Source organism: Acuticoccus sp. MNP-M23, assembly GCF_031195445.1.
GTDB lineage: Bacteria > Pseudomonadota > Alphaproteobacteria > Rhizobiales > Amorphaceae > Acuticoccus.
In genome coordinates this window covers 2,226,869-2,250,108 of the sequence record NZ_CP133480.1, presented here as the reverse complement: position 1 = coordinate 2,250,108, position 23,240 = coordinate 2,226,869, and the positions used below count along the sequence as shown (strand labels likewise).

Below are 23,240 nucleotides of genomic sequence, written 5' to 3'. Positions count from 1 at the left end.
GCTATTCGACAGTTTGAAACCGAGGTTTGTTCATGGATCCCAACAATTTTTCCGACGGCTGGGTCAGCGGCGTCCTGGCCTGGCTCACCATCCAGGGTGTCAATATTGCGCTCGCCCTCGTCCTGCTCGTCGTGGGCTGGTGGCTGATCAAGATCCTGCGCAACTGGTTCCTGCGCTACACCGAGCGAAGCGACTATATCGACCCGTTGGTGGAATCCTTCCTCGCCAGCCTGCTCTACTACGGCATGCTGGCTGTGCTGCTGATTGCGGTGCTCAGCCTTGTCGGGGTCGAAACCACCAGCCTCATCGCGGTCCTTGGCGCGGCCTCGCTGGCCGTCGGCCTTGCGCTGCAGGGGTCGCTCACGTCGCTGGCTGCGGGTGTGATGATCATCGTCCTCCGCCCCATCCGCATCGGCGACTATATCGACGTGAGCGGCAAGGCGGGGACGGTGAAGTCCATCACGCTGTTCATGACCGAGCTTGCCACCTACGACAATATTCAGATCATGATGCCCAATTCGGAGGTCTGGGGCAGCGCGATCACCAACTACTCGATCTACCCGACGCGGATGCTCGATGTCGGTGTCGGCATCGACTACGAGGATTCCATCGAGGACGCGCTGCAGATCCTGCGCGAAATCGCCGATGAGGAAACCAAGGTCCTGTCCGACCCCGCGCCCAACGCCTACGTGGACGAGATCGGCGAATCGTCGATCGATCTGAACCTGCGGGTCTGGGTTGCCGCGTCCGATTACTGGCCCATGCGCCGCGAGCTGATGAAAGAGGTCAAGGAGCGGATCGAGGGTGGCGGTCTGTCGATCCCCTACCCGCACCGCCAGATCGTGCCGGTCAAGGAGCGCCCCGGCGGATCCGCCAAATCCGCAAACACGGCAAAGACTGCAAGCCCGACCAAAGCTGCAAGACCGGCAAAGGCCGCCAAGTCCGCCAGCTGAGCGGCAGCTCCACGACAACGAAAAAGGCCCGCCGCATTGCTGCGACGGGCCTTTTCTTTCTGGTCGCCGCCGAAGCGGCCGCGCCAGCCGTGCCTTAGTTGGCAGCGGCGCGCATGTCAGCTTCGCTCACGAACTCGGGCGCTGCCTTCAGCTCCGCTTCGGTCGCATTCAGCATGAAGGTCAGCTCGTCGTCGATTTCGCTGATCTTCAGCTGGTCGAGCGCAATGGCCACATTCTTTTCACCGATGCCGAGGAAACCGCCGACGCCGATCAGAACGCCGCTGACGGTGCCGTCTGAGTTCACGACCATGTCGTTCACATCGCCGATCTCGTCACCGGCCGGGTTCACGACCGTGGCATCCATCAAAGTGGACGCGAGGAACGTGTTGGCGCTCTGCTCGAAGATCTGACCGTCGATGGGGGTGCCTTTGGCCGGCGCTGCATCAACGGTGGTGACCGTCACGTCCGCATCGTCGTTACCGTCAACGAGGTCCTTGGCAGCGTTCGACACGGTGGCCGCAGCGCTTTTGGCAGCGTCGACCGTGGCGTTTGCAGCGTCGCCCACAGCGTCCATCGCCTTTTCGGCGGTGCTTTCGGTGGCGTCCGCAGCGTTTTCAGCAGCGTTCTCGGTGGCATCGGCTGCGTCATCGGCAGCGTTCGCCGTCGCGTCGACTGCGTTGCCAGCGGCGTTCGCCGTCGCGTCCGCTGCGTTGTCTGCAGCGTTCGCCGTTGCGTCCACTGCATTTTCAGTGGCATCCGCGGCGTTGCCGGCCGCGTTCTGCGTTGCATCCACTGCATTTTCAGCAGCGTTCTGCGTGGCGTCGGCTGCATCGTCAGCAGCATCGGCCGTTGCGTCTGCGGCGTTCCCGGCTGCATTGGCCGTGGCGTCCACCGCGTTTTGCGCAGCGTTGCCCGTGGCTTCGGCTGCGTTCTCGACAGCATTGCCCGTGGCTTCTGCCGCATTCTCGACCGGCGTATCGGTCTGCGGCTTCACAATCGTCACGTTCGCATCATTCTGCGCAAGGACCGGGCTACCGGCGATGACGATGGCGGATACGGTAGCGAGCAGCAGGCTGGTCTTTTTCGACATAGAAATGTCTTTATCCTCATACTATCAGGGGCGGTTGCCCCTTCACACCGACGGAACGGACCGCCACGGCGAAATGTTCCTTCGCTTAGACGTATTTTTACGCATGGAAACCAGCGGCCGGCTTCGGTTGACACCCACCCCACAGAGAGCATTCTGGGGCCGCGGCTGCGAACGGTCGTTTTTGCCGAAAAAGAGTGATGCGTGGACCACAAGGCCAAGCCAATTCCCGTGACCGCGCCCAATGACGGCTCGCGCCGCCGGGGCGTTGCCAACCATGAAGAAGCGATCGTGTGGCTGAAGAGCCGCGGCATCCAGGATGTCGAGTGCATCGTTCCCGATCAGGCCGGCGTCGCGCGCGGCAAGCTGATGCCCACCGAAAAATTCACCCGCTCGCCGTCGATCACGATGCCAACGTCGATCTTCGCGCAGACCATCTCGGGCGAGTACCCGGAAGAAGACGATAATTTCACCTACGATCCCACCGACGGTGACCTCACCTTCACGCCGGACTATGCGACCCTCGCCGTGGTCCCCTGGGCCTCCGACCCCGCAGCGCAGCTGATCCACGACGCGCGCTACAAGGATGGCCGGCCCGTCGACCACGCGCCGCGCCAGGTTCTAAAGCGGGTGATCGATCTTTATGAGCGCAAGGGGATGCGCCCGGTGGTCGCCCCCGAGATCGAGTTCTATCTCGTCAAGCCGAACCACGACCCGGACTATCCGCTGGAACCGCCCATCGGCCGTTCGGGCCGGCCCGAGATCGGCCGGCAGAGCTTTTCCATCGCCGCCGTCAACGAGTTCGACGACCTGTTCGACGACATCTACGAATATGCCGAGGCGCAAGGGCTGGAGATCGACACCCTCATCCACGAAGAGGGCGCCGCGCAGATGGAGATCAACCTTCTCCACGGCGACGCTGTGGACCTTGCCGACCAGGTGTTCATGTTCAAGCGGACCATCCGCGAAGCGGCACTGCGCCACAACATGTACGCAACCTTCATGGCGAAGCCGATGAGCAACGAGCCCGGCTCGGCCATGCACATCCACTCCTCCCTTCTGGACGTGGAGACGGGGCGGCCGATCTTTTCCGATGCGGAAGGCAACCCCACCAAGGAGTTCTTCTCCTTCATTGCCGGCCATCAGCGCTATCTGCCCAGCGTGATGTGCATTCTTGCCCCTTACGTGAATTCGTACCGCCGGCTTGAACGCTACACCGCCTCTCCCATCAACGTGCACTGGGGCTACGACAACCGCACGGTGGGCCTGCGCGTCCCCCACTCGCCGCCGGAAGCGCGGCGGCTCGAAAACCGCATCCCGTCGTCCGACGCCAACCCCTATCTGGCGATGGCAGCATCGCTGGCCTGCGGCCTTCTGGGCCTGGAGGAAGGCATCCATCCCGACGATCCGATCGAAGGGTCGGCGCGTGAACTCCCCTACGGCCTCCCCCGCAGCCTTCTCGAAGCGGTCGCCCTGTTCGAGCAGAACGAGCCGCTGGGCGATATTTTCGGCAAGTCGTTCATCTATACCTACCGGGCCATCAAGCAGGCGGAGTTCGAGACCTTCATGCGCGTGATCAGCCCCTGGGAGCGGGAATACCTTCTCCTCAACGTCTGATCCCATGTCCGACACCGCCTATGCGCTCGACGTCGCGCCGCCTCTCCCGTCCGAAGCCGCCCTGCCGGACCGCACCGACGCCATCATTGTCGGCGGCGGCCTGACGGGGCTGTCCGCCGCGCTGCACCTCACGCGCCATGGCCTGCGCACCACGCTGGTGGAGGCCGGCGGCATCGGCGACGGTGCATCGGGCCGCAATGGCGGGCAGCTTCACCCCGGCCAGCGGCGCGACCAGCGGTGGCTCGAGGCGCATGGCGGTGCCAGGCTGGCCGATGCCCTGTGGCGGCTTGGCGAGGAGGCCCTTGCGCTGGTTCATGCGCTCCGAACCGAACTGAAAGCCGACTGCGCCTGGAGGCCGGGCCTCATCGAGGCCTGCCACACGGACGCCGCCTTTGCGGAAGCCACCGCCCTCGCCGACGACATGAACGCGCGCTACCGCACCGGGCACGAAGTGCTGGACCACACGGCCCTTGCCAGCGCCATCGGAACGCGCCGCTACGTGGGCGGCGTGCGCGATCCGCACGGCGGCCACATGAACCCGCTTGCCCTCGTGCGCGCCCTTGCCGACGCGGCCCATGTGGAGGGTGCCCACCTTCACGGCGGGACCCGCGCAATGTCCGTCCGCCAGACGCCGCACGGCTGGTCCGTGCGCGTGACCCGGGCCGGCCGCACGCACGAGATCCTGGCGCAGACGGTCATTCTTGCCGGCAACGGCTACATGCGCGGGCTCTCCCCCTACCTGGACGCACGGGTGATGCCGCTCAGGAACTACATCATCGCCACAGAGCGGCTGACCGAGCCCGTCATTCCCGCCGGAGAGGCCGTGGCCGACAGCCGCGCCGTGATCCGCTATTTCCGGCAGGACAGCGAGGGCCGCATGGTCTTCGGCGGCGGCGAGAGCTTCGGGCGCGGCCCGTCGGATATTGCCGCCTTCGTCCGGCCCTACCTTGCCGAGGTCTATCCGCAGTTGAAGGACATGCCGATTGTGGCCGCCTGGCAGGGGACGCTCGGGATCACGCGGGACCGGATGCCCATCATCCGCCGCCTGTCGCCCGGCCTTTATGCCGGCGCCGGCTTCTCCGGCCAAGGCCTTGGCCTTGCCACCTTCGCCGGCAAGGTGATTGCCGATGCGGTGGCCGGGGAAGCCAGCCGGCTCGACGTGTTCTCCCGCATCGCAGCGCCCCCCTTCCCCGGCGGCCGCCTGTTCCAGACGCCGCTGGCCCAGCTTGCCATGGCCTGGTTCTCCATCCGCGACCGGCTCGGCTGACCGCACCCGCTTGCCGCCGGGCGCACAGCCGCTACCTTCAGCGTCATGTCAGAAGAACCCATCGCGATCCTCACCGGCGCTTCGTCGGGTATTGGCGAAGCCCTCGCCCACGAAATTGCCGCGGACGGCTACCGCCTGGTGCTTGTCGCACGGCGGGTCGACCGCCTCGAGGCGCTGGCGGCCAGGCTTGCCGCGCCGTGCGAGATCATCGGCGCCGACCTCACCGATCCTGCCGACATGGACCGGCTCAAGGCACGTCTTGCGGAGATCGGCGAACCGGCGGTTCTGGTGAACAATGCAGGCCTTGGCCAATCCGGCCCGTTCGCCGAGGGCGACGTCGACCGTTCGCTCACCGTGATCGACCTCAACATTCGCGCGCTGGTTTCACTGACCCGGCATGTCCTGCCGGGGATGCTGGCACGCGGGCGCGGTGGCATCCTCAACGTGGCGTCGACGGCAGCCTTCCAGCCGGGGCCGAACGCATCGATCTATTACGCCTCTAAAGCGTTCGTGCTGTCATTTTCAGAAGCGTTGACGGAGGAGTGCGCCGGCAAGGGCGTCACCGTCACCGCGCTGTGTCCGGGGCCGACGGAGACCGAGTTCTTCGAAACGGCAGGGATGGACAATGTGGCCTTGCGCAAATTGACCAAGGCCATGCCGGCCGATCAGGTGGCGCGCACCGGCTGGGCCGCTTTCAAGCGCGGCAAGCGGGTGATCATTCCGGGCGTGCAGAACAAGACGACGGCGTTCTTCTCGCGGCTGATCCCGCACCGGCTGCTCCTGCCGGTCGTCAAACGGCTGCAGAGCGGGAAATAGCCCCCGCACCGAGGATGTGAGATGGCCCGGCGCCGGGCCATCTCGTCGCGCGGCCTTACTGGCCGATATTGATGATCTGCACCCGGCGGTTCACTGCGCTGCGCGGGTTGGCCGGGTCCTGCAGCTGCTCTTCGCCCAGACCGATGGCAATCAGCTCTTCCACCGGCACGTTGAACGTGGTGATCAGCGCTTCGGCCACGGCGCGCGCACGCTTCTGGCTGAGCTTGAAGTTGAATTCACGCGGACCGGACGCATCGGTATGACCGATGACGGCGAAACGCTGCCCGCTGAGGGACGGCGTGTGCATGGCATCGGCAATCAGGCCGACGGCGTAGTAGCTGTCCGGCTCGATCACGCCCGAGTTCAGGTCGAAGTTGATCTGCACGCTGAGCTGCGGAAGGCTGGCGAGCGTATTGGTCAGCTGGCTGGTGGCATCCTCGCCGCCGCTGGCCGCGGCGCGGGCCGCCGCCTTCTCCAGCGCGATGGGGTCGAAACGGCCCACGGTGCGCGCGGTCCCGGCAAGGCTGGAGACGATCTGGTTGCGGTCGAGCTGGTTCTGCGCGTCGGCTGCGGAAAACCCGGTGACGACAAGTGCGGCCGCAAGAAGGGGCGCGCCAAGAATCTTTTTCATGCTCATCATCTCTCTCAACGCCAGCCGGCTGCGGTAATCGCGCTGTTGCAGGATTTGCTGACACGGCGTTCGGCCTTCAGAAGGCACTGGAGAACGAACCGGTTGCCGCCTTTGATGTTGCCGCAGAGCTGGCGCGCGTCGCTGTCGCAAAGGCGGGGCGCTGCAAGCTGCGCCTCACGGCGCGCGCTGACGGCCGCGACCACGGTTGCGACGGTATTGGTGCAGGACGGGCTGACCTTGGCGGACTGCTGTGTGAGGCAGTTGGTGATGCCATTGTTGGCGAGCGTTGCATCGTTGCAATATTTGTCGATATCGGAGGTGCAGGCTGCGGCCAGAGTCCTGACAGCGTCAGCATAACCCATGGTCTGCGCCTGTGCAGCCGACGCCATCGCGAACGACATGACGCATATCGCGGCAATCGCATTAATAATTTTTGTCTTCATTCCTTGGGAGCCCCCGCTTGCAGACAATAAATTGCATCCCACCAGTGTGCGGTTGAACCGACTGACCGATGTGAATGGCGGGGTGATAACACAATTTCGTAAATGCGCCAGAAACGGAACCGGACGATGCGCAGACGGCGGCCTTCGCCGGAAACAGGGGCCGCGCCGGATCTAACGCAAATCCGCGCGGCCCCTGCGGGTCATTTCGGCTGCGGAACGATGCGCAGGTAGGGGCGCGGGGCCTTCCAGCCGTCCGGATAGGTCTTGCGGGCGTCTTCGTCGCTGACGGCGGGGACAATGATCACGTCGTCGCCATCTTGCCAGTTCACCGGCGTTGCGACCTTGTGCTCGGAGGTGAGCTGCAACGAATCGATCACGCGCAGGATCTCGTCGAAATTGCGCCCGGTGGAGGCCGGGTAGTTGAGGCTCATCTTCACCTTCTTGTCCGGGCCGATCACGAACACCGTGCGCACCGTCATCGTGTCGGACGCGTTGGGGTGAATCATGTCGTAAAGGGTCGCAACCTTGCGGTCCTTGTCGGCAATGAGCGGGAAGTTGAGCGCTGTGCCCTGGGTCTCTTCAATGTCCTTGGCCCACTGGTCATGGTCGCCGATGTCATCGACCGAAAGGCCCATGACGACCACGCCGCGCGCATCGAACTTGTCCTTCAGCTTGGCGGTGTAGCCGAGCTCGGTGGTGCAAACGGGGGTGAAGTTCTTCGGGTGCGAGAACAGGACCGCCCACTTGCCGTCGATATAGTCGTGGAAACGGATCGTGCCTTCGGTGGTGACGGCTTCGAAGTCCGGTGCGGTATCGCCGATGTGCAGCGTCATGGTGGTCCTCCTGTCAGAATGGCGGCCTCTGTCCGGCCGTGCCTTTCCATTCACATTGCTTCGCGCGCAGCTTCATTCAAGGGGCATTAGGTGCACCGGCACGCAATTTTGCCATGCCGGCCGCCAGCCTCGATCAGTCCAGCGCCGTGGCGTAGGTGTCCAGCGGCGGCAGGTCGGTGACAAGCCCGGCGTCTGTCATGAAGGTTGCGAAGGTTTCGTACTTCGCGCGGTCGAGGGGCTTGGGCTCGGCTGCAAATTTCGGCAGCGTATCCTTGAACGCCTGCCGGTTGAGCGCATCGTCAATGTCCGGCTGGGCCTTGAAGAACATCGCCTCCGCCTCGTCCGGGTGGACCGCCTGCCAGCGCGCAGCCTCCCCCACGACGTCGAGAAAGCGGGAGAGACTGTCATCGTCCAGCCGGTCGTTGGCGGCGATGAAGATCAGTTCTTCATATGTCGGCACGCCGTTTTCTTCCGGCAGGAAGGCGCGGCCCGTGCGGCCTTCCAGCTTCAGCTGCGTCAGCTCGAAATTGCGGAACGCGCCGATGACGGCATCCACCTGACCGGACAGGAGCGCCGGCGACAGCGCAAAATTGACGTTGACCAGCGTCACGTCATCCAGCGACAGGTCGACCGATTCCAGCATCCGGCCGAGCAGCGCATCTTCGAACCCGCCGACCGAATAGCCGATGGTGGCCCCCTTGAGGTCCGCCAGGGACTGCACCGGCCCGTCTTCCAGCACCACCAGCGAATTGAGCGGCGAGGCCACCAGCGTGCCGATGCGCGAGACGGGCAGGCCTTCGTCCGCCTGCTGATAGAGGCTCGGCTGGTAGGTGATGGCGATGTCTCCCTGCCCGGCGGCCACCAGCCGCGGCGGGGCGGACGGATCGGCCGGGGCCACGAAGGTCACGTCCAGATCCGCTTTTGCGAACTGTCCGCGCGCCTGCGCGATGTACAGGGGGGCATGGTCCGGGTTGACGAACCAGTCGAGCAACACGGTGAGCTTGTCCTGTGCCGACGCCGCGGCGGGCGCCAGAAGCGGCGCGGCAACGAGGATGGCAAGAAGCGAGCGGAGCATGGCGAACCTTTCAGCGGCAGGCTCAGGACGAGTGCTGCCAGGGCACCAGCGCGTCGATAAGCCTGTCGACCACGACGCGCAGGATGAGCGCAAGCGCTGACAGGAGCATCAGCGCGGCGAACAGAACATCGGTCTGAAGCCGAGCGTTCGCGTGGAGCATGACATAGCCGAGGCCCGCCGAAGCGCCAACCCACTCCCCCACCACTGCGCCAATGGGTGCCACCGTCGCGGCCACCTTCACGCCTGCGGCCAGCCCCGGCAGACCGCCGGGGGCACGGATCAGCCACAGCACCTGGAGGCGCGATGCCCCGTTCAGCCGCGCTAGATCCACCAGCTCGGCAGGCACCCGCGCCATGGCTTCGGCGTAGGCGGTGGCAACGGGGAAGTAGATGATGAGCGCTGCCATCACAATCTTCGACGGCAGGCCATAGCCGAGCCACACCACCAGCAGCGGCGCAATGGCGAAGACAGGCAAGGTCTGCGTGACCACCACCACGGGCAGAACCGCCCGGCGAATGGCCGGCGTGGCGGCGATGGCAAGGGCCGTCAGGGTGCCGGCGGCAAGGCCTGCGACAAGGCCGAGGACGATTTCCGTCGCCGTGATCCCGGCATTGCGCAGGAGCATCGGCCAGCGTTCGACGAAGGCACCCGCCACGGCGAGCGGCCCCGGAAACACGTAGGCCGGCGGTGACAGGACAGCCACCAGCACCCACCACAGGCCGATCAGTCCGGCCGCCACGGCAAGCGCCCGCCCGGTTGCGCCGATCATGCCGGGCTGGCGGCGCGATGCATGGAGCGGAACGCCAGCTCTAGTTCTGGTCCCACGCCTGAATTGCGGCGTCGATGGATTGGAGGCCGTCGCTGCCCTTGCGCAGAGTCAGGATGGCGCGGCGATCGGAATCGAACAGGATCGGAATGTCGATCCAGTCCCGTTCACGCAGGAGGCGCAGGTTGTTCTCGCGGTCAGTCTCGTTTTCCGACAGGGCGATCCAGAACAGGCCGGACGACACCCGCGCCGCAGCGCCGCGGAGCGCTTCCCCGCGCGACTGCTCGCTTTCCTTCATGATGAGGCCGGGCACGTTGTTGACTTCACCGCCCTCAAAGCCTTCGGGAAGATCGAATGCGATCTCGATGAGGTGGCTCGCCGGCAGCGCACCGTCCTGATTCTCGCGGATGGTGACGGTGGTGGTGATGTCGCGATCGGGAATGGTCGACACGGCGCGGACCACCGGCTCGGGCTCACCCCCGCCGATCGACTGGCGCACCATCGACCACTCGACGGCGCCGGCAACAGCCTGCCCCCGTTCGCCAGCCTGGGCGGCTTCCTCGTAGAGGACCGCGGTCTGGCTGCCGGTGGGCGTGAAATCGCTGACCGGGCCGGTGCTGACCGGCGACGGTGGCGGCGCTACGACGGCAACCTCGGTCTCGGCCTCGGGCGCGTCCTCGGCTGCGGTGTCGGTCTCCGGTTCGGCGGCAGGCTCCGGCGCGGCGCTGCTGCCGGACGCGTCGATGGATGAGACCTGATCCTCGGCGTCGGTCGCCGCGCCATCCGGCGCAAACGGTGTGACGTCGGCGCCGACGGTGCGCCCGGCGTCCGGCACCGGCGTGTCGGCCGTACCGTCGGTCGCAGGCGGGGTCGGCGGCCAGGTGGTGGTGGTCACCGCGCGGGTGTCCTCACCATCCAGCGTGGACGGCAGGCGATCGGAATTCTTGTTTACGGTGCGGCCGGTCACGGAGATTTCCGGGCTCGCCGCCGGGTCTTCCTGCAACTCGTCCAGCACGGAGAGGAGTGTCTCGCGCTGGGTGTAGGCGGCAAAGGCAGCCCCGGCCAGAAGCACGAGCAGGAGGATCGGCAGCACCGCCCGGCTGAGGCCGCCATGCCGGGCCTTCTTGCGCGGCTTGCGATCGGCGCGCGGTGCGGCCACCGGCGCACGGGCGCGCTTCTTCTCGTTCTTGCGGGCGGAGCGGCGCTCGGCCTTCTGGCGACGCTCTTCCTCGCGCTGCGCCCGCATCTCTTCGCGGCGCTGGCGCTTGTCTTCCTTCGGATCGACCGCGACGATGGTGTCCTCGTCATCGATCTCGTCGTCGTTGGGGTCCACCTCGTCATATTCGCCGTCGACGATGCCATCGTCGGCGTCGTCGTGCGGCTCTTCCACCCGCTCCCGGTCATAGTCGGATTCGGACTCGAACATCACCTCGTCGCCGACCGCCTCGGCAAGGTCCGGCATTGCATCGTCCTGCGTCGCCGGAACGGACGGCGGTCCCAGAACGTCGGGCTCCGGCGCAGCGGTGGCCTCGCTGACGGCGGCCTGCAACAGCTCGGCATTGTGGCGGCGGGCGCGCTCGGCCTCCGCCGCGCGCTGGGCGAGGCGCTCTTCCTCGGCCGCGCGTGATGCGACGTCCGGTGCTCCGGGCGCGGCCGGCGCAATGGCGCGCGAGCGGGGCACACCGCCCGGCACGGACGACTGAAGCGCCCGCTGCGTGCGGATCTGGCGCGCAATCTCGTTCTCGATCTTGCGGATCGCATCTTCGAGCGCCAGACGCTGCGACGTCACGTCCGACGACGGCAGCGGCGGATCGAAGCTCTGAAGCTGCTTCAGGAGAGCCTTGCGCGCCTTGTCATAGACGGCACGACGATTCGGTCCGCTGCTTTCGGGCAGCGACGATACGGCCCGCTGCAATACGGAGTAAAAATCGGTCATTTCGACCACGCGCCCTTTTTGCCACCGGGCATCGATTTAGATGCGAAACGGGTCGTCAACAAGTATGGTATCGATTCGTTCCGGACTCGTCGACAGCATGGAGACCGGCGCCCCGACCAATTCTTCCACATGTCGCACATACTTAACGGCCTCCGCAGGCAACTCGCCCCAACTTCTTGCGCCCTTGGTGGACGTCTTCCAACCATCGAACGTTTCATAAACCGGTTCGACCCGCGATTGCCTTGCGGCATCGGGCGGCAACCGGTCGATCGCTTCTCCGTCCAGCCGGTAGCCGACGCAGATCTTCAGAGTCTCGAAACCGTCCAGCACATCAAGCTTGGTCAGCGCGAGCCCGTTGATCCCACCGGTTTCCACCGCCTGGCGTACCATCACCGCGTCAAACCACCCGCAGCGGCGCTTGCGCCCCGTCACGGTGCCGAACTCGGCCCCGCGGGCACCCAGCGTTTCGCCGATGTCATTGGCCTGCTCGGTCGGGAACGGGCCGTTGCCGACCCGAGTTGTGTAAGCTTTTGTTATCCCGAGAGTGCGGCCGAGGAAAGACGGTCCGACGCCCGAACCTGCGGCAGCTTGCCCGCCAACCGTGTTGGACGACGTTACAAATGGGTAAGTGCCATGGTCGACGTCGAGCATCGTGCCCTGTGCGGCCTCGAACAGCACGTTCTTTCCCGAAGACAGCATCCGGTTGAGCGTGCGCCATGTCGGATCGGCATAGGCCAGAACGGGCCGCGCGGCTTCCAGCTCGGCAAAGATCGCCTCGCGCGCCATGGGCTCGGCGCCCAGCCCGATGCGCAGCGCGTTGTGGTGCGCCAGAAGCCGGTCGATCCGCGGCCCGAGCACCGAAAGGTCTTCAAGGTCCGCAACGCGTACGGCGCGGCGGCCGACCTTGTCTTCGTAGGCCGGGCCGATGCCGCGGCCAGTGGTGCCGATAGCGCCCGCACCCGAGGCTTTTTCACGCAGCTGGTCCAGCTCGCGGTGAACCGACAGAATCAGCGGCGCCGTTTCCGACAGCTTCAGCGTCTCCGGGCTGACGGCCACGCCCTGGCCGCGCACCGTCTCGATCTCCGAGAGGAGCGCCTGCGGGTCGAGCACCACGCCGTTGCCGATGATCGACAGCTTGCCCGGTCGCACCACGCCCGATGGCAGGAGGCTCAGCTTGTATTTCACCCCGTCGATGACGAGCGTATGGCCGGCATTGTGCCCGCCCTGGAAACGCACAACGACATCGGCACGCTCCGACAGCCAGTCGACGATCTTGCCTTTGCCCTCGTCGCCCCACTGCGAGCCGACCACCACAACGCTGCTCATTTAGCCCATCATCCTTGTCTTGCCGGTTCAGCCGGCGCATGGCAGCCACCGACAACCGGCGCTTCTCGCCTCTATTCACCGATGTATCAAGGGTGAAGCCGTCATGCGCTGCCCGAATGAGGAAACCAATGGCTCCCACATCCCCGCAACGCGCGGGGTTCGGCCTTTACGACCGACCCTATGTTCTGCTGTCGCTCACGATGCTGTTCTGGGCCGCCAACATGATTGCCGGCAGGCTGGCCGCGGGCCATGTGCCCCCCATTGCGCTGGCCCAGATGCGCTGGTCGCTCGCGATGATTATCCTCATTCCATTTGCGGTCGGGCCGATCCGGCGGGACTGGCCGGTGATCCGCCGCAACCCCATGATCCTTGCCGTGCTCGGCTTTTTCGGTATCAGCCTTTACAACACACTCGTCTACATCGCACTTCAATCAACCACCGCGATCAATGCGACGATGCTCGCGTCGATCTTCCCGATGATGATTGCGGCAACCGGTTTTCTCCTCTACCGCGACCGGCTGACGCTGATGCAGTTCATCGGCATCCTGGTCTCATGCGCCGGTGCCGGCGTCATCCTGACCAAGGGGAGTGTCTCGGCCCTCCTCGGCCTCGCCTTCAACCCTGGGGACCTCTGGGTGATCGGCGCACAGGTTGCCTACGCCATATATACGGTGATGCTGCGCAAACGGCCCAAGCTCCACCCTATCTCCTTTCTGGCGCTGACGGTGTTCGCCGGCCAGCTTTTCCTCGTTCCATTTACCCTGTTTGAAGCCTCACGCGGGGCGGTGGTCACGCTGGACGCCCTCACCATCGCCATTGTCGTGTTCATCGCCATCGTGCCGGCGATCCTCGCGTTCACCTGCTTCAACCGCGGGGTGGAGCTTGTGGGCTCCAACCGCGCGGCACCGTTCTTTCATCTTGTGCCGGTGTTCACCTCAGTGGCCGCCATCGCCTTTCTGGGCGAGCACCTTGCGGTCTATCACCTTGTCGGCTGGCCGCTGATCCTTGCCGGCATTGCCGTCACCCAGCTCTACCGGGCGCCGCGTCAGGCGCTGTAGGCGTCCCGCCAGCCAAGGGTCTCGTCGGTCGGCCCGGCGGGTTTGTATTCGGCCCCGAACGGGCCGGTATAGCCCGCATCCTGCAATGCCGGGATCAGCCACTGATAGTTGATCTCGCCGCGGTCGGGCTCGGCTCTGGTGCCGCCGCCGGCAATCTGGATATGGCCGATGGCATCCTTGTGGGCGACGTAGCGCGCGAGGAGATCCCCACCGGTGCACTGCATGTGGAAACAGTCGTACATCACCTTCACGTTGGGGCGGCCGATCGTCTCGATTATGGCAAGCGCAGCGTCCAGCGTGGGCACCAGGTAGCCGGGCACCGCCTGCGGGCACAAAGGCTCGATCAGGAAAACAAGCTCCGGCGAAAGGTCTGCCGCCTCGCCAAGCCGTGCTGCATAGCGCGCCGCTGCGCCTGCCTCGGTCGTGCGCCCGGCCAGCACATGAACGGCTTTGGCCCCCACGGCGCGGGCAAGGGCCGCCGCCTCACCAATGTCGCGCGCGGCATCCGCCTCGCGGCCCGACAGCCCGGCAATGCCGTTGGTGTCGTAGTGGCGCACATTGAGGCCGGCAACGGGCGTGCCGCCCAGCGCTGCCTTGACCGCCTCGGCGCCGATGTCCTGCGCATCGTCATGGAACTCGACCACGGGGAAACTGGCAGCCTTCGCTGCGGCGATCCGCTCCAGAAACGGGCGGTCCTTCCACAGGAAGCCGAGGTTGGCAGAAAACGCGACACTCATGAGCCCATCACCTTTGCAGCTTTCTCGAAAAAGTCCGGCGCGCCGAAATTGCCTGATTTCAGCGCCAGCGTGAGGGCGCCGGCGCGCACGGCGGGCACGCCGGGGTCGATCTTCGGGCCGATCTCCAGCGCACCGAGATCCAGAGCCGTGACCACCGCGCCGGAGGTTTCACCGCCGGCCACAATCAGCCGCTCCGCACCGGCCCCGGCCAGCGCAACCGCCACGTCGCCGAAGAGGGTTTCCAGCGCATTGGCGAGCGTCTCGGCGCCGTGTTTTTCCTGCGCGGCCTTCACGGTCGCCGGATCGTCGGACGAGTAGACGAGCGGCAGCCCGTCCGCCGCCATTGCCCAGTCCGCCAGCGCGGCGGCGGTCAGTTCGCCGGACATCACGGCGTCGGTGTCGATCTTCTTTTGCGGGCCGACCTTGGCGTGCTCGGCAATCTGCGCCCGTGTCGCCCTGGAGCACGAGCCGGACAGCGCCACCGCCTTGCCGGACGCGCCTTGCCAGTTGCCATCGCTGCGGCCGATCAGGCCGGCGCGGCGGTAAACGTCCGGCAGGCCCAGCGCCACACCCGACCCGCCAACGATGAACGGGAAGTCTTCCGCCGCATCGGCAATCACGGTGAGGTCGCTGTCGTCAATCGCATCGACGATGGCGAGCTGGCGGCCGGCATCGCGCGCCGCCACCAGGGCTGCCCGGCAGGTTGCGGCCCCGCCGCGCACCTGCGGCAACGAAACGTGGCCCACGTCGCCTTCAGTCTGGCGATCCAGCCAGCGGCGGATATCGGGGTCCGTCATCGGGTTGATCGGATGATGCTCCAGCCCCGATTGGGACAGGAGCGCGTCGCCCACGAACAGATGACCGAGATAAAGCGTGCGCCCTGTCGCCGGAAACACCGGGCACACCACCACGGGGTCGGTGGTGCCCAACGCTGCAATCAGCGCCTCGGCCACCGGGCCGATATTGCCTTCGGGCGTGGAATCGAACGTGGAGCAGATCTTGAACAGGAACTGCCGGCAGCCCGCGGCCTTCAGCCACGCCAGCGCCTCCAGCGACTGGCGGACCGCATCGGCCACAGGGATCGACCGCGATTTGAGCGCCACAATGCCGGCATCCACGGCCGGGTCGGCGGGCCCGTCCGGCACCCCCACGTACTGGACAGTGCGCATGCCGCCTTCGGCGAGCATCAATCCAAGGTCGGATGAACCGGTGAAATCATCACCAATGGCGCCAAGGATCATGTCCATCGCTCCATTGCGTCCGTTCCGGTCAGTCCCATTGTCGCGCGTCGCATATTCCCACCCGTACAGTTTGGCGCAATCAAACACGCGGTCGGCGCCAGCGAAAGCGCCATTCTTGGCCCGGCTTTTCACCCGCACAGCAGATTGCGCGGCAGGCCGGTTCTATCCTGCGGTGATGCCGGTGTCTCAATTTCGGCTGACAGCACCGGTTCGTGCCGTTAAGTCTGAAGCTCGTCGGGCTGGGAACGAAAACGGGAGCTTTCATGAATACGGTGCGCCAACCTCTTTTCATCGTGGTTGCGGTGATTGCGCTGATTGCGGTCGCTGCGGCGATTACATTTGCAAGCCGTGCCTCCAGCACGCGATCCGAACTCGAAGACACCAGCCAGCGCTTTGCGCAGACGGAAGCCGAAATCACGGCCGAGCGCGACGAGCTGACCCAAAATCTGGCGCAATTGCGCGACTCCGCCGGCAATCTTGAAGCCGTCGAGACCTCTGTCGCTGAGGCAGAGGCACGCCTTGCTTCGCTGGAAAGCGCTGCGGCAGACGCAGCAACCAGCGAACAGACCGCCCGCGAACAGGTGGATGCGCTGAACGCCGAAGCCCAGTCGATCACGGCACAGATCGGCAGCCTGCAGAACGACATGAAATCGGCGGAAGCCGCGGCCGAGGCAGCAGCCGAGCGTGCCAGCTCTCTGGAGCAGACGGTTGCCAACCTCACCACCAACCGCGAGCAGCTTGGCGCCACGGTGGAAACGCTCAACACCCAGAACGAGACGCTGAGCGCCAGCATCGCCGATGCGGAAGAGACGCTGTCCAGCCGCAAGGGCGAGGCGGACGAGCTGACCGGCCAGCTTGAAACGATCCGCGCTGACCTGGAAGAAATCACGGCCACGCGCACCCAGCTCGCCACCGAAGTGGAGGGGCTGACCGGCGAGAACCAGCGCCTTGCCGCCGAAGTCAGTGCAGCAAGCAACGCGCTGGAGGCCGCCCAGGCCGAAATGGCGGCTGCCAACGAACGCCAGGCCGAGCTGCAGCAATCGGTTGAAGCGCTGACCGCAACCCGCGATGAGCTTGCCGCCGCTTCCAAGGAGGCGCAGGCCCGCCAGGCTGCGCTCCAGACCGAAGTTGCCGAGCTCGGCAGCGCCCGCGACACACTGGCGGCCGCAGCCGAGGAGGCGCAGGCCCGTCAGGCCGCGCTCCAGACCGAAGTTGCCGAGCTCGGCAACGCCCGCGACACACTGGCGGCCGCAGCCGAGGAAGCGCAGGCCCGCCAGGCCGCGCTCCAGTCCGAAGTTGCCGAGCTCGGCAACGCCCGCGACACACTGGCGGCCGAAGCCGAGGAAGCCCGCGCCACGCAGCAGCAGCTCGAAAGCGAAGTGGCGGCGCTGACGACTGCTCGCGAAACCCTGGTCGCCGAGATCGACGCCCTCAAGGGCCAGAATGCCGACCTTGCCAACAACAACGAGTCGCTGGAGGCCGAGGTCGCCACGCTGGAAGCTGCCGCCGAGTCGCAGGCTGTGCCTGAAGCCAACACCGCAGCCGCCCCCGCAGCGGCCGGCGCCGGCACCGCCCTTGCCGGAAGCTATGCCAGCGACAAGATCACCATGATTTTCGGCGACGGCACCTTCACCATGAACGTGGCAGACGGTCCGGACATTGAGGGCACCTTCGAGATGGCGGACAATGTGCTGCGCCTGTCGGATGTGACTGGGCCGGCAGCGTCGATGTTCCCGATGAGCTGCAGCGCTGCCGTCGCGGACGGTGTGCTCTCGCTCAGCCAGTATCGCGGCTCCTGCCTTCCGCTGAACGGGGTGAGCCTCACCGCGGAATAATCACCGCACCAGACACGGAAAAGCCGGCCTCGGGGCCGGCTTTTTTTATGGCATCGCCGGAGTGGCGGCGGGGCACGCCCGCCGCGAGGCGCTCAGAAATCGAGCGACTTGGCCTGCGTGACCTGCGGCAGCTTTTCGATCTTTGCCAGAAGCTCGGGCGTTGCCTTGCTGTCGATCTCGATGATGCAAAGCGCCTCGCCGCCCTGCTCGCGCCGGCCAAGGGTGAAGTTGGCGATGTTGACGCCGGCTTCGCCCAAGAGCGTGCCGATGCCGCCGATGAAGCCCGGCTTGTCCTGGTTGGTCACGTACAGCATGTGCGGCGCGAAATCGGATTCCAGGTTGATGCCCTTCACCTGGATGATGCGCGGCTTGCCATCGGCAAACACCGTGCCGGCGACGGACCGCTCCTGCCGCTCGGTCATGACCGTGAGGCGGATGTAGTTTTCGTATGCGCCCTGCTGGCCACGGCGCACTTCTTCCACCTGGATGCCGCGGTCGCGCGCGATGGTGGGCGCGGACACCATGTTCACGTCCTGCAACAGCGGGCGCATCAGGCCCGTTACCGCAGCTGCCGTCAGTGCCTTGAGGTTCAGCTCGGCGACTTCGCCTTCATACTCGATCCGCACGCCGGTGATCCCGGTCTCGGTGAGCTGGCCGGCGAACGAGCCGAGCTGCTCTGCCAGCGTGACGTAAGGCGTCAGGATCGGGGCTTCCTCAGCCGTGATCGAGGGCATGTTGAGCGCATTGGAGACCGCGCCGCGCACCAGATAATCGGCCATCTGCTCGGCCACCTGAAGCGCGACATTCTCCTGCGCTTCGGTGGTGGCAGCACCAAGGTGCGGCGTGCAGACGAGGTTGGGCGCGCCGAAGAGGACGTTCTCCTTGGCCGGCTCCTCGGCAAACACGTCGATGCCGGCGCCGCCGAGATGGCCCGAGTCCAGCGCCTCGCGCAACGCCTGCTCGTCGACCAGGCCGCCGCGGGCGCAGTTGATCAGCATCGCGCCCTTCTTCATGGCGCCGATGGCTTCGCGGGAGACGACGTTCTTGGTCTTCTCGGTCAGCGGGGTGTGAAGGGTGATGACGTCGGCGCGGGGGAAGAGTTCGTCCAGCTCCACCTTCTCGACGCCGATTTCCTGCGCGCGCTCTGCGGTCAGGAACGGGTCGAACGCGATAACCCGCATCTTCAGGCCCTGCGCGCGGGAGGCGACGATGGAGCCGATGTTGCCGCAGCCGATGATGCCCAGCGTCTTGCCGGTCAGCTCGCGGCCCATGAAGCGGTTCTTCTCCCACTTGCCGGCCTGGGTGGAGGCATCCGCCGCCGCAATCTGGCGGGAGACGGCGAACATCATCGCAACCGCGTGCTCGGCGGTGGTGATGGAGTTGCCGAACGGCGTGTTCATGACGATCACGCCGGCGCGGGAGGCGGCCGGAATGTCGACGTTGTCGACGCCGATGCCGGCGCGGCCGATCACCTTCAGGTTTTTCGCCGCTTCCAGAACCTTCTCGGTCACTTTCGTCGCGGAGCGGATCGCGAGGCCGTCGATGTCCTTCACGGCTTCGAGGAGGGCGTCCTTGTCCTTGCCGAGGTCCGGCTCGTAGCGGACTTCCACGCCGCGCTCTTCAAAGATCGCGACGGCGGCGGTGGAGAGCTTGTCGGAGATGAGGACCACGGGGCGGGTTTTCGCGGTGGTCTCGGTCTTGGGGGCCATTTGCTGCATGTGTGTTCTCGAGCGCGCGGGCGGCCTGGCCAGCCCGGCGGCGACAGGAGTTGAAAAAGGCGGCCGCCGCGCGGGGCGGCCGGGGGATTATTCGGCGGCTTGGGCGACCGGCTTGGCGGCGTTCGCGAACGCCCAGTCCAGCCACTCGGTGAGGATGGCGAGATCGTCCGCCTCCACCGTGCTGCCGGCCCAGATGCGAAGGCCGGCAGGCGCATCGCGGTAGGAGCCGATGTCGAGGCCGACGCCTTCCTTCTCCACCGCAGCGGCGAGCGCCTTGGCGAAGGCGGCCTGCTCGGCCTCCGGCGCGCTTGCCACGGCGGGATCGACGATCTTCAGGCAGACGGAGGTGTTGGAGCGCGTCTCCGGCTTTTCAGCCAGGAAATCCACCCAGTCGGTCTTCGCCACCCAATCGGCCAGCACCTTGAGGTTGGCGTCTGCACGATCGGCCAGCGTATTCGGCAGGCTTTCGGCCCAGTTCAGCGCGTCGAGGCAGTCTTCAACGGCCAGCATCGAGGGCGTGTTGATCGTCTCGCCCTTGAAGATGCCCTCGTTGAGCTTGCCGCCCTTCGTCATGCGGAAGAGCTTGGGGAGCGGCCAGGGCGGCGTGTAGTTCTCCAGCCGCTCGACGGCGCGGGGCGACAGGATCAGCATCCCGTGCGCAGCCTCGCTGCCCAGCACCTTCTGCCAGGAGAAGGTCACCACATCGAGCTTGTCCCACGGGAGCGCCTGCGCGAACACCGCGGAGGTGGCGTCGCAGATGGTCAGCCCCTCGCGGTCCGCCGGGATGAAGTCGCCGTTGGGGACGCGGACGCCGGAGGTGGTGCCGTTCCAGGTGAACACCACGTCGGTGTTGAAGTCGACGGCGGCAAGATCAGGGAGCTGGCCGTAGGGGGCCTTCATGACCTTGGCGTCGAGCTTGAGCTGCTTGACGGCGTCCGTCACCCAGCCTTCGCCGAAGGATTCCCACGCCAGCAGCGTGACGGGGCGGGCGCCGAGCATCGACCACATCGCCATCTCGACGGCGCCGGTGTCGGACGCCGGCACGATGCCGATGCGATAGTCAGCGGGGACGCCGAGCAGGGCCCGGGTCTTGTCGATCACGGCGGCGAGCTTGGCCTTGCCGATCTTGGCGCGGTGGGAGCGGCCGAGCGCGGCATCGGCCAGCGCGTCGGGGGTCCATCCGGGGCGCTTTGCGCACGGGCCGGACGAAAAGCAGGGGTTGCCCGGCCGGCGGCCAGGCATCGTGGTATTTGCCATCTGTGGCTATCCTTTCAGATAGGCGCCCCTCGTTGGGGAGGGGTGTCCCACCGCCGCGTCTACGCCTGTCCGGTGGCCGCGGCAAGCCCTCTCGCCGGATTCGCCTTACAGCCAGCCATCAGCGGCGAAACGGTCGATCCCGGCGTCCACCAGCTGGCCGAGCTCCTCGAAAAGGCCGGGATCGGGGGTGCGGAAGTTGAAGCAGGACTTCCCCTGCATCCGTTTGCGCAGCGCCGGGCTCAGCCCGCCCAGCATCTCCGGGTGCACGTAGACCGGCATCAAATGGGCCGAGACGTAGGCTTTCTTGATTTCGACCCCGCCGACGCTCATGCGGTAGCCGTCTTTCTCCCGAACCTTGTGGACGGAGAGATAATATCGGCCCGGCTCATCGGCGGTGACGACGCAGCGCGCGGCATGCGCGCTGTAAAGCGGACGGAGCGCCTGAAAGACAGCGGTCAGATCATCGGCCATTGCGAAAGACTGCGCGATCGCGGCGGGCTGTCAATATCTGCCTGCGTCAGTGCCGCGGCGCGCTTGCAATGGCGCGCTTGCGATTCCGGCGAATTCAGCCCCGGTAAAGATATCTGCTGCGATGAAGTGCGCTAAACTTGTCGAGCGCCTTATCTGACGCTCAGCCAGCAATCCAAGCCCGATCCCGATCGGAAAGGACAGCCGATATGCCCGCCAAGACGGCCCTTGTCGCCCTCGCCCTCGCTGGCGTCGCCCTTGTCGGCGCGCCCGCCGCAGCCGAGGCCGCCAACGCCCATGTCACCCGCGTCACCCTTGCCACCGGCGGCCTTGCCGCGGTGGAGGGGGTGATGGACGCACCGTCCGACACCATGAGCCTTGCCATCGAGCGGGCGCTGGTCGCCGACGTTTTGCGCACCTTTGTCGTCACCGGCGACACCGCGGTGCGCTCCATAGACCTGGAGGCGGCCGAATCGGTCGGCGAGCGTTCCGTCACCGGCCGGCTCCTTAACGGCGACCTTGCCGATCCCGCGACCATCCTGCAATCGCTCATCGGGCAGACCGTTGCGATCAAAGGCGGCGCCACCCAGCTTGCCGGCCAGCTCCTCGCCTTCGCCTTCGTGACGCTTGATGGCGGCGAGAAGGAGGGCAACCGCCCTGCCCTGCGCATTGCGGTTGCCACCGAGAACGGCAGCGTCTCCTACGCCACGTTCGAAACCGAGAAGCCGCTTGCCATCGAGGGCGGTGCGGTGTCGGACCGCGTGTCCGGCGTCGTCCCCGCTTTGCAGGCCAGCGTCGACGACGGGCGGCGCGAACTGGTTGTCCGCCTCGACGGTGAAGGCACCGCCGGCTTCAACTTTGTGGTGCCGACAACCGTGTGGCGCCCGTCCTACCGCGCCATTCTGGGCGAAAGCGACGACGTTGCGCTGCAGGGGTGGGCAACGCTGGAAAACACCACCGGGCTCGACTGGAACGACATCGACCTGCGCCTCGCCGTTGGCACCCCCGTCGCCTACCGGCAGGACGTCTATTCGCCGCTGCGCACCGTGCGGCCCGATGCCCCGTTCGAGGTGGGGCGGACCGCAGAGGTCGACGTGGTCGAGCAGGAGATGGCCGACGCGCCTGCGCCGGTGATGATGGAGGCCGGCCGTTCGCGTGCGTTCGGCGGGATCGCCGCGGCGGCGGCCCCGGCGTTCGCCAAGCAGGCCGACCTCGTCACCGGCGGCCCTGCTGTGGCCAGCAGCGCGGCGACCATCTTCCCCGTTGCGGGCGCCATTGACCTTGCCGCAGGCCGCACGCTCAACGTGCCGTTTCTCGATGGGTCGCAGGATGCCGAGCGGATCGTCTACATCGCCTCCCCCGACGATGTGACCCCCATGGATGCGCTGGACATTGCCTTTGCGGAAGATGCCACCGTGCCCGGCGGCCTCATTGCCGTTTACGACCAGAACGGCTTTGTGGGCGATGCGCGCTTCGGCGGCGCCGATTCCGGCGAGCGCACCATCCTGCCGTTCGCCCGCTCGGCCGATGTCAACGCGCGGCTGAACCAGAACCGCAGGCAGACGCTCACCAGTGCCCGGATTGCAGATGGTTCGCTCCGCGTGCGCCGGGATGCGTCCCGCCAGATCGTTCTGGCCCTTGAGGCGGCAGAGCCGGTCACCCTGGTGACAGACGTCCCGGTGAACGGCAACGAAACCGTGACCGTCGAGAGCAATGCCCGGGTGGACGTCATCAAGGTGAGCGAAAGTCTCTACCGCGTCCGCGCCACGCTTGAGATGGGCGCGACGCGGATCGACGTCACCGCCGTCCGCCCGATCCTCGAGCAGTACATGGTCAGCAACATTCCCACTTACGTCATCGAGGAAGTGCTCAGCGTCGGCGGCGCGGTTGATGAAGAAACTGCCGCGCAGCTGCGCAGCCTTGCCGCAGCCAGCGCACGGATTGCCGAGATCGACCGGCGGCTGCAGACGCTGGAGGCCGACATTGCGGACCTCCGGCAGGCCGTCGCTGCCGACCGCGACAATCTCGAGGCCATCGACGCGGCAACGCCGGAGGGGGCAAGGGTGCGCGAGCGGATCATCGGGCGGACCGAGGAGATTGACGCGATGCTCGGCACCACGCGAGACCTCCGCCGCGAACGGCTCGAGGCAGAACGCGCCCTGCGGAACCCCTGAGC

At 66.1% G+C, this 23,240-nt stretch carries 20 protein-coding genes; 7 read left to right on the top strand and 13 right to left on the bottom strand.

What is annotated here, in order from left to right; all coding sequences use genetic code 11:
• Positions 1-32 precede the first annotated feature (32 nt).
• Positions 33-953 (top strand): mechanosensitive ion channel domain-containing protein, encoded by a 921-nt coding sequence (locus RDV64_RS10495; RefSeq protein WP_309199200.1) that lies wholly within the window; start codon positions 33-35, stop codon positions 951-953.
• A 94-nt stretch (positions 954-1,047) separates the two neighbouring features.
• On the opposite strand, the gene RDV64_RS10490 is transcribed toward RDV64_RS10495, so the two are convergent.
• Positions 1,048-2,043: a PRC-barrel domain-containing protein gene (locus tag RDV64_RS10490; protein ID WP_309199199.1), complete on the bottom strand. Its 996-nt coding sequence runs from the start codon at positions 2,041-2,043 to the stop codon at positions 1,048-1,050.
• A gap of 228 nt (positions 2,044-2,271) precedes the next feature.
• Here RDV64_RS10490 and RDV64_RS10485 point away from each other — a divergent pair, with 228 nt between their 5' ends.
• Genes RDV64_RS10485 through RDV64_RS10475 form a run of 3 tightly spaced genes read left to right on the top strand, consistent with a single transcriptional unit; the run spans position 2,272 to position 5,740 of the window.
• Entirely contained in the window at positions 2,272-3,657 is a 1,386-nt protein-coding gene (locus RDV64_RS10485; protein ID WP_309199198.1) for a glutamine synthetase family protein, read from the top strand.
• Between the two features lie 4 nt (positions 3,658-3,661).
• A complete protein-coding gene (locus RDV64_RS10480) occupies positions 3,662-4,924 on the top strand; it encodes an FAD-binding oxidoreductase (protein WP_309199197.1) in 1,263 nt (420 codons plus the stop codon).
• A 45-nt stretch (positions 4,925-4,969) separates the two neighbouring features.
• Positions 4,970-5,740, top strand: coding sequence for an SDR family oxidoreductase (locus RDV64_RS10475; RefSeq protein WP_309199196.1), 771 nt, complete (start codon positions 4,970-4,972; stop codon positions 5,738-5,740).
• 55 nt (positions 5,741-5,795) lie between these two features.
• On the opposite strand, the gene RDV64_RS10470 is transcribed toward RDV64_RS10475, so the two are convergent.
• The 7 genes from RDV64_RS10470 to RDV64_RS10440 all read right to left on the bottom strand — a co-directional run bounded on the left by RDV64_RS10470 (position 5,796) and on the right by RDV64_RS10440 (position 12,750).
• Positions 5,796-6,371, bottom strand: coding sequence for an OmpA family protein (locus tag RDV64_RS10470; protein ID WP_309199195.1), 576 nt, complete (start codon positions 6,369-6,371; stop codon positions 5,796-5,798).
• A gap of 14 nt (positions 6,372-6,385) precedes the next feature.
• Positions 6,386-6,772 carry a hypothetical protein gene (locus RDV64_RS10465; RefSeq protein WP_309199194.1) on the bottom strand — a complete coding sequence of 129 codons (387 nt, stop codon included), beginning with the start codon at positions 6,770-6,772 and terminating at the stop codon, positions 6,386-6,388.
• Between the two features lie 242 nt (positions 6,773-7,014).
• Positions 7,015-7,647, bottom strand: coding sequence for a peroxiredoxin (locus RDV64_RS10460; RefSeq protein WP_309199193.1), 633 nt, complete (start codon positions 7,645-7,647; stop codon positions 7,015-7,017).
• Positions 7,648-7,780: 133 nt separating this feature from the next.
• Entirely contained in the window at positions 7,781-8,722 is a 942-nt protein-coding gene (locus tag RDV64_RS10455) for an ABC transporter substrate-binding protein (protein ID WP_309199192.1), read from the bottom strand.
• Between the two features lie 22 nt (positions 8,723-8,744).
• Entirely contained in the window at positions 8,745-9,491 is a 747-nt protein-coding gene (locus RDV64_RS10450; protein ID WP_309199191.1) for an ABC transporter permease, read from the bottom strand.
• Between the two features lie 40 nt (positions 9,492-9,531).
• On the bottom strand, positions 9,532-11,424 hold the full coding sequence (locus tag RDV64_RS10445; RefSeq protein ID WP_309199190.1) for a hypothetical protein: 1,893 nt from the start codon (positions 11,422-11,424) through the stop codon (positions 9,532-9,534).
• 36 nt (positions 11,425-11,460) lie between these two features.
• Positions 11,461-12,750, bottom strand: coding sequence for an adenylosuccinate synthase (locus tag RDV64_RS10440; RefSeq protein ID WP_309199189.1), 1,290 nt, complete (start codon positions 12,748-12,750; stop codon positions 11,461-11,463).
• Positions 12,751-12,878: 128 nt separating this feature from the next.
• Here RDV64_RS10440 and RDV64_RS10435 point away from each other — a divergent pair, with 128 nt between their 5' ends.
• Positions 12,879-13,808: a DMT family transporter gene (locus RDV64_RS10435; protein ID WP_309199188.1), complete on the top strand. Its 930-nt coding sequence runs from the start codon at positions 12,879-12,881 to the stop codon at positions 13,806-13,808.
• On the opposite strand, the gene RDV64_RS10430 is transcribed toward RDV64_RS10435, so the two are convergent.
• Positions 13,796-14,545: a TIM barrel protein gene (locus RDV64_RS10430; protein WP_309199187.1), complete on the bottom strand. Its 750-nt coding sequence runs from the start codon at positions 14,543-14,545 to the stop codon at positions 13,796-13,798. The two genes, RDV64_RS10435 and RDV64_RS10430, sit on opposite strands and share 13 nt — an antisense overlap.
• Positions 14,542-15,786: a 3-oxo-tetronate kinase gene (gene otnK / locus RDV64_RS10425; RefSeq protein ID WP_309199186.1), complete on the bottom strand. Its 1,245-nt coding sequence runs from the start codon at positions 15,784-15,786 to the stop codon at positions 14,542-14,544. The genes RDV64_RS10430 and otnK overlap by 4 nt, the downstream gene beginning before the upstream one ends.
• 263 nt (positions 15,787-16,049) lie before the next feature.
• Here otnK and RDV64_RS10420 point away from each other — a divergent pair, with 263 nt between their 5' ends.
• Complete coding sequence (locus RDV64_RS10420) at positions 16,050-17,621, top strand: hypothetical protein (protein WP_309199185.1); 1,572 nt, start codon at positions 16,050-16,052, stop codon at positions 17,619-17,621.
• Positions 17,622-17,713: 92 nt separating this feature from the next.
• Here the strand turns inward: RDV64_RS10420 and serA are convergent, their stop codons facing one another.
• The 3 genes from serA to RDV64_RS10405 form a co-directional block, all read right to left on the bottom strand.
• Positions 17,714-19,339, bottom strand: coding sequence for a phosphoglycerate dehydrogenase (gene serA / locus RDV64_RS10415; protein WP_309199184.1), 1,626 nt, complete (start codon positions 19,337-19,339; stop codon positions 17,714-17,716).
• Positions 19,340-19,426: 87 nt separating this feature from the next.
• Positions 19,427-20,596 carry a phosphoserine transaminase gene (locus RDV64_RS10410; protein ID WP_309199183.1) on the bottom strand — a complete coding sequence of 390 codons (1,170 nt, stop codon included), beginning with the start codon at positions 20,594-20,596 and terminating at the stop codon, positions 19,427-19,429.
• A gap of 105 nt (positions 20,597-20,701) precedes the next feature.
• On the bottom strand, positions 20,702-21,067 hold the full coding sequence (locus RDV64_RS10405; protein WP_309199182.1) for a hypothetical protein: 366 nt from the start codon (positions 21,065-21,067) through the stop codon (positions 20,702-20,704).
• Between the two features lie 206 nt (positions 21,068-21,273).
• Between RDV64_RS10405 and RDV64_RS10400 the strand changes: the two genes are divergently transcribed.
• A complete protein-coding gene (locus RDV64_RS10400) occupies positions 21,274-23,238 on the top strand; it encodes a DUF4139 domain-containing protein (protein ID WP_309199181.1) in 1,965 nt (654 codons plus the stop codon).
• Positions 23,239-23,240 lie beyond the last annotated feature (2 nt).

Coding starts and splice junctions, on each gene's coding strand:
- RDV64_RS10495 (WP_309199200.1), top strand. CDS start 33: ATGGATCCCAACAATTTTTCCGACGGCTGGGTCAGCGGCGTCCTGGCC.
- RDV64_RS10490 (WP_309199199.1), bottom strand. CDS start 2,043: ATGTCGAAAAAGACCAGCCTGCTGCTCGCTACCGTATCCGCCATCGTC.
- RDV64_RS10480 (WP_309199197.1), top strand. CDS start 3,662: ATGTCCGACACCGCCTATGCGCTCGACGTCGCGCCGCCTCTCCCGTCC.
- RDV64_RS10475 (WP_309199196.1), top strand. CDS start 4,970: ATGTCAGAAGAACCCATCGCGATCCTCACCGGCGCTTCGTCGGGTATT.
- RDV64_RS10470 (WP_309199195.1), bottom strand. CDS start 6,371: ATGAAAAAGATTCTTGGCGCGCCCCTTCTTGCGGCCGCACTTGTCGTC.
- RDV64_RS10465 (WP_309199194.1), bottom strand. CDS start 6,772: ATGTCGTTCGCGATGGCGTCGGCTGCACAGGCGCAGACCATGGGTTAT.
- RDV64_RS10460 (WP_309199193.1), bottom strand. CDS start 7,647: ATGACGCTGCACATCGGCGATACCGCACCGGACTTCGAAGCCGTCACC.
- RDV64_RS10455 (WP_309199192.1), bottom strand. CDS start 8,722: ATGCTCCGCTCGCTTCTTGCCATCCTCGTTGCCGCGCCGCTTCTGGCG.
- RDV64_RS10450 (WP_309199191.1), bottom strand. CDS start 9,491: ATGATCGGCGCAACCGGGCGGGCGCTTGCCGTGGCGGCCGGACTGATC.
- RDV64_RS10445 (WP_309199190.1), bottom strand. CDS start 11,424: ATGACCGATTTTTACTCCGTATTGCAGCGGGCCGTATCGTCGCTGCCC.
- RDV64_RS10440 (WP_309199189.1), bottom strand. CDS start 12,750: ATGAGCAGCGTTGTGGTGGTCGGCTCGCAGTGGGGCGACGAGGGCAAA.
- RDV64_RS10435 (WP_309199188.1), top strand. CDS start 12,879: ATGGCTCCCACATCCCCGCAACGCGCGGGGTTCGGCCTTTACGACCGA.
- RDV64_RS10430 (WP_309199187.1), bottom strand. CDS start 14,545: ATGAGTGTCGCGTTTTCTGCCAACCTCGGCTTCCTGTGGAAGGACCGC.
- otnK (WP_309199186.1), bottom strand. CDS start 15,786: ATGATCCTTGGCGCCATTGGTGATGATTTCACCGGTTCATCCGACCTT.
- RDV64_RS10420 (WP_309199185.1), top strand. CDS start 16,050: ATGAATACGGTGCGCCAACCTCTTTTCATCGTGGTTGCGGTGATTGCG.
- serA (WP_309199184.1), bottom strand. CDS start 19,339: ATGCAGCAAATGGCCCCCAAGACCGAGACCACCGCGAAAACCCGCCCC.
- RDV64_RS10410 (WP_309199183.1), bottom strand. CDS start 20,596: ATGGCAAATACCACGATGCCTGGCCGCCGGCCGGGCAACCCCTGCTTT.
- RDV64_RS10405 (WP_309199182.1), bottom strand. CDS start 21,067: ATGGCCGATGATCTGACCGCTGTCTTTCAGGCGCTCCGTCCGCTTTAC.
- RDV64_RS10400 (WP_309199181.1), top strand. CDS start 21,274: ATGCCCGCCAAGACGGCCCTTGTCGCCCTCGCCCTCGCTGGCGTCGCC.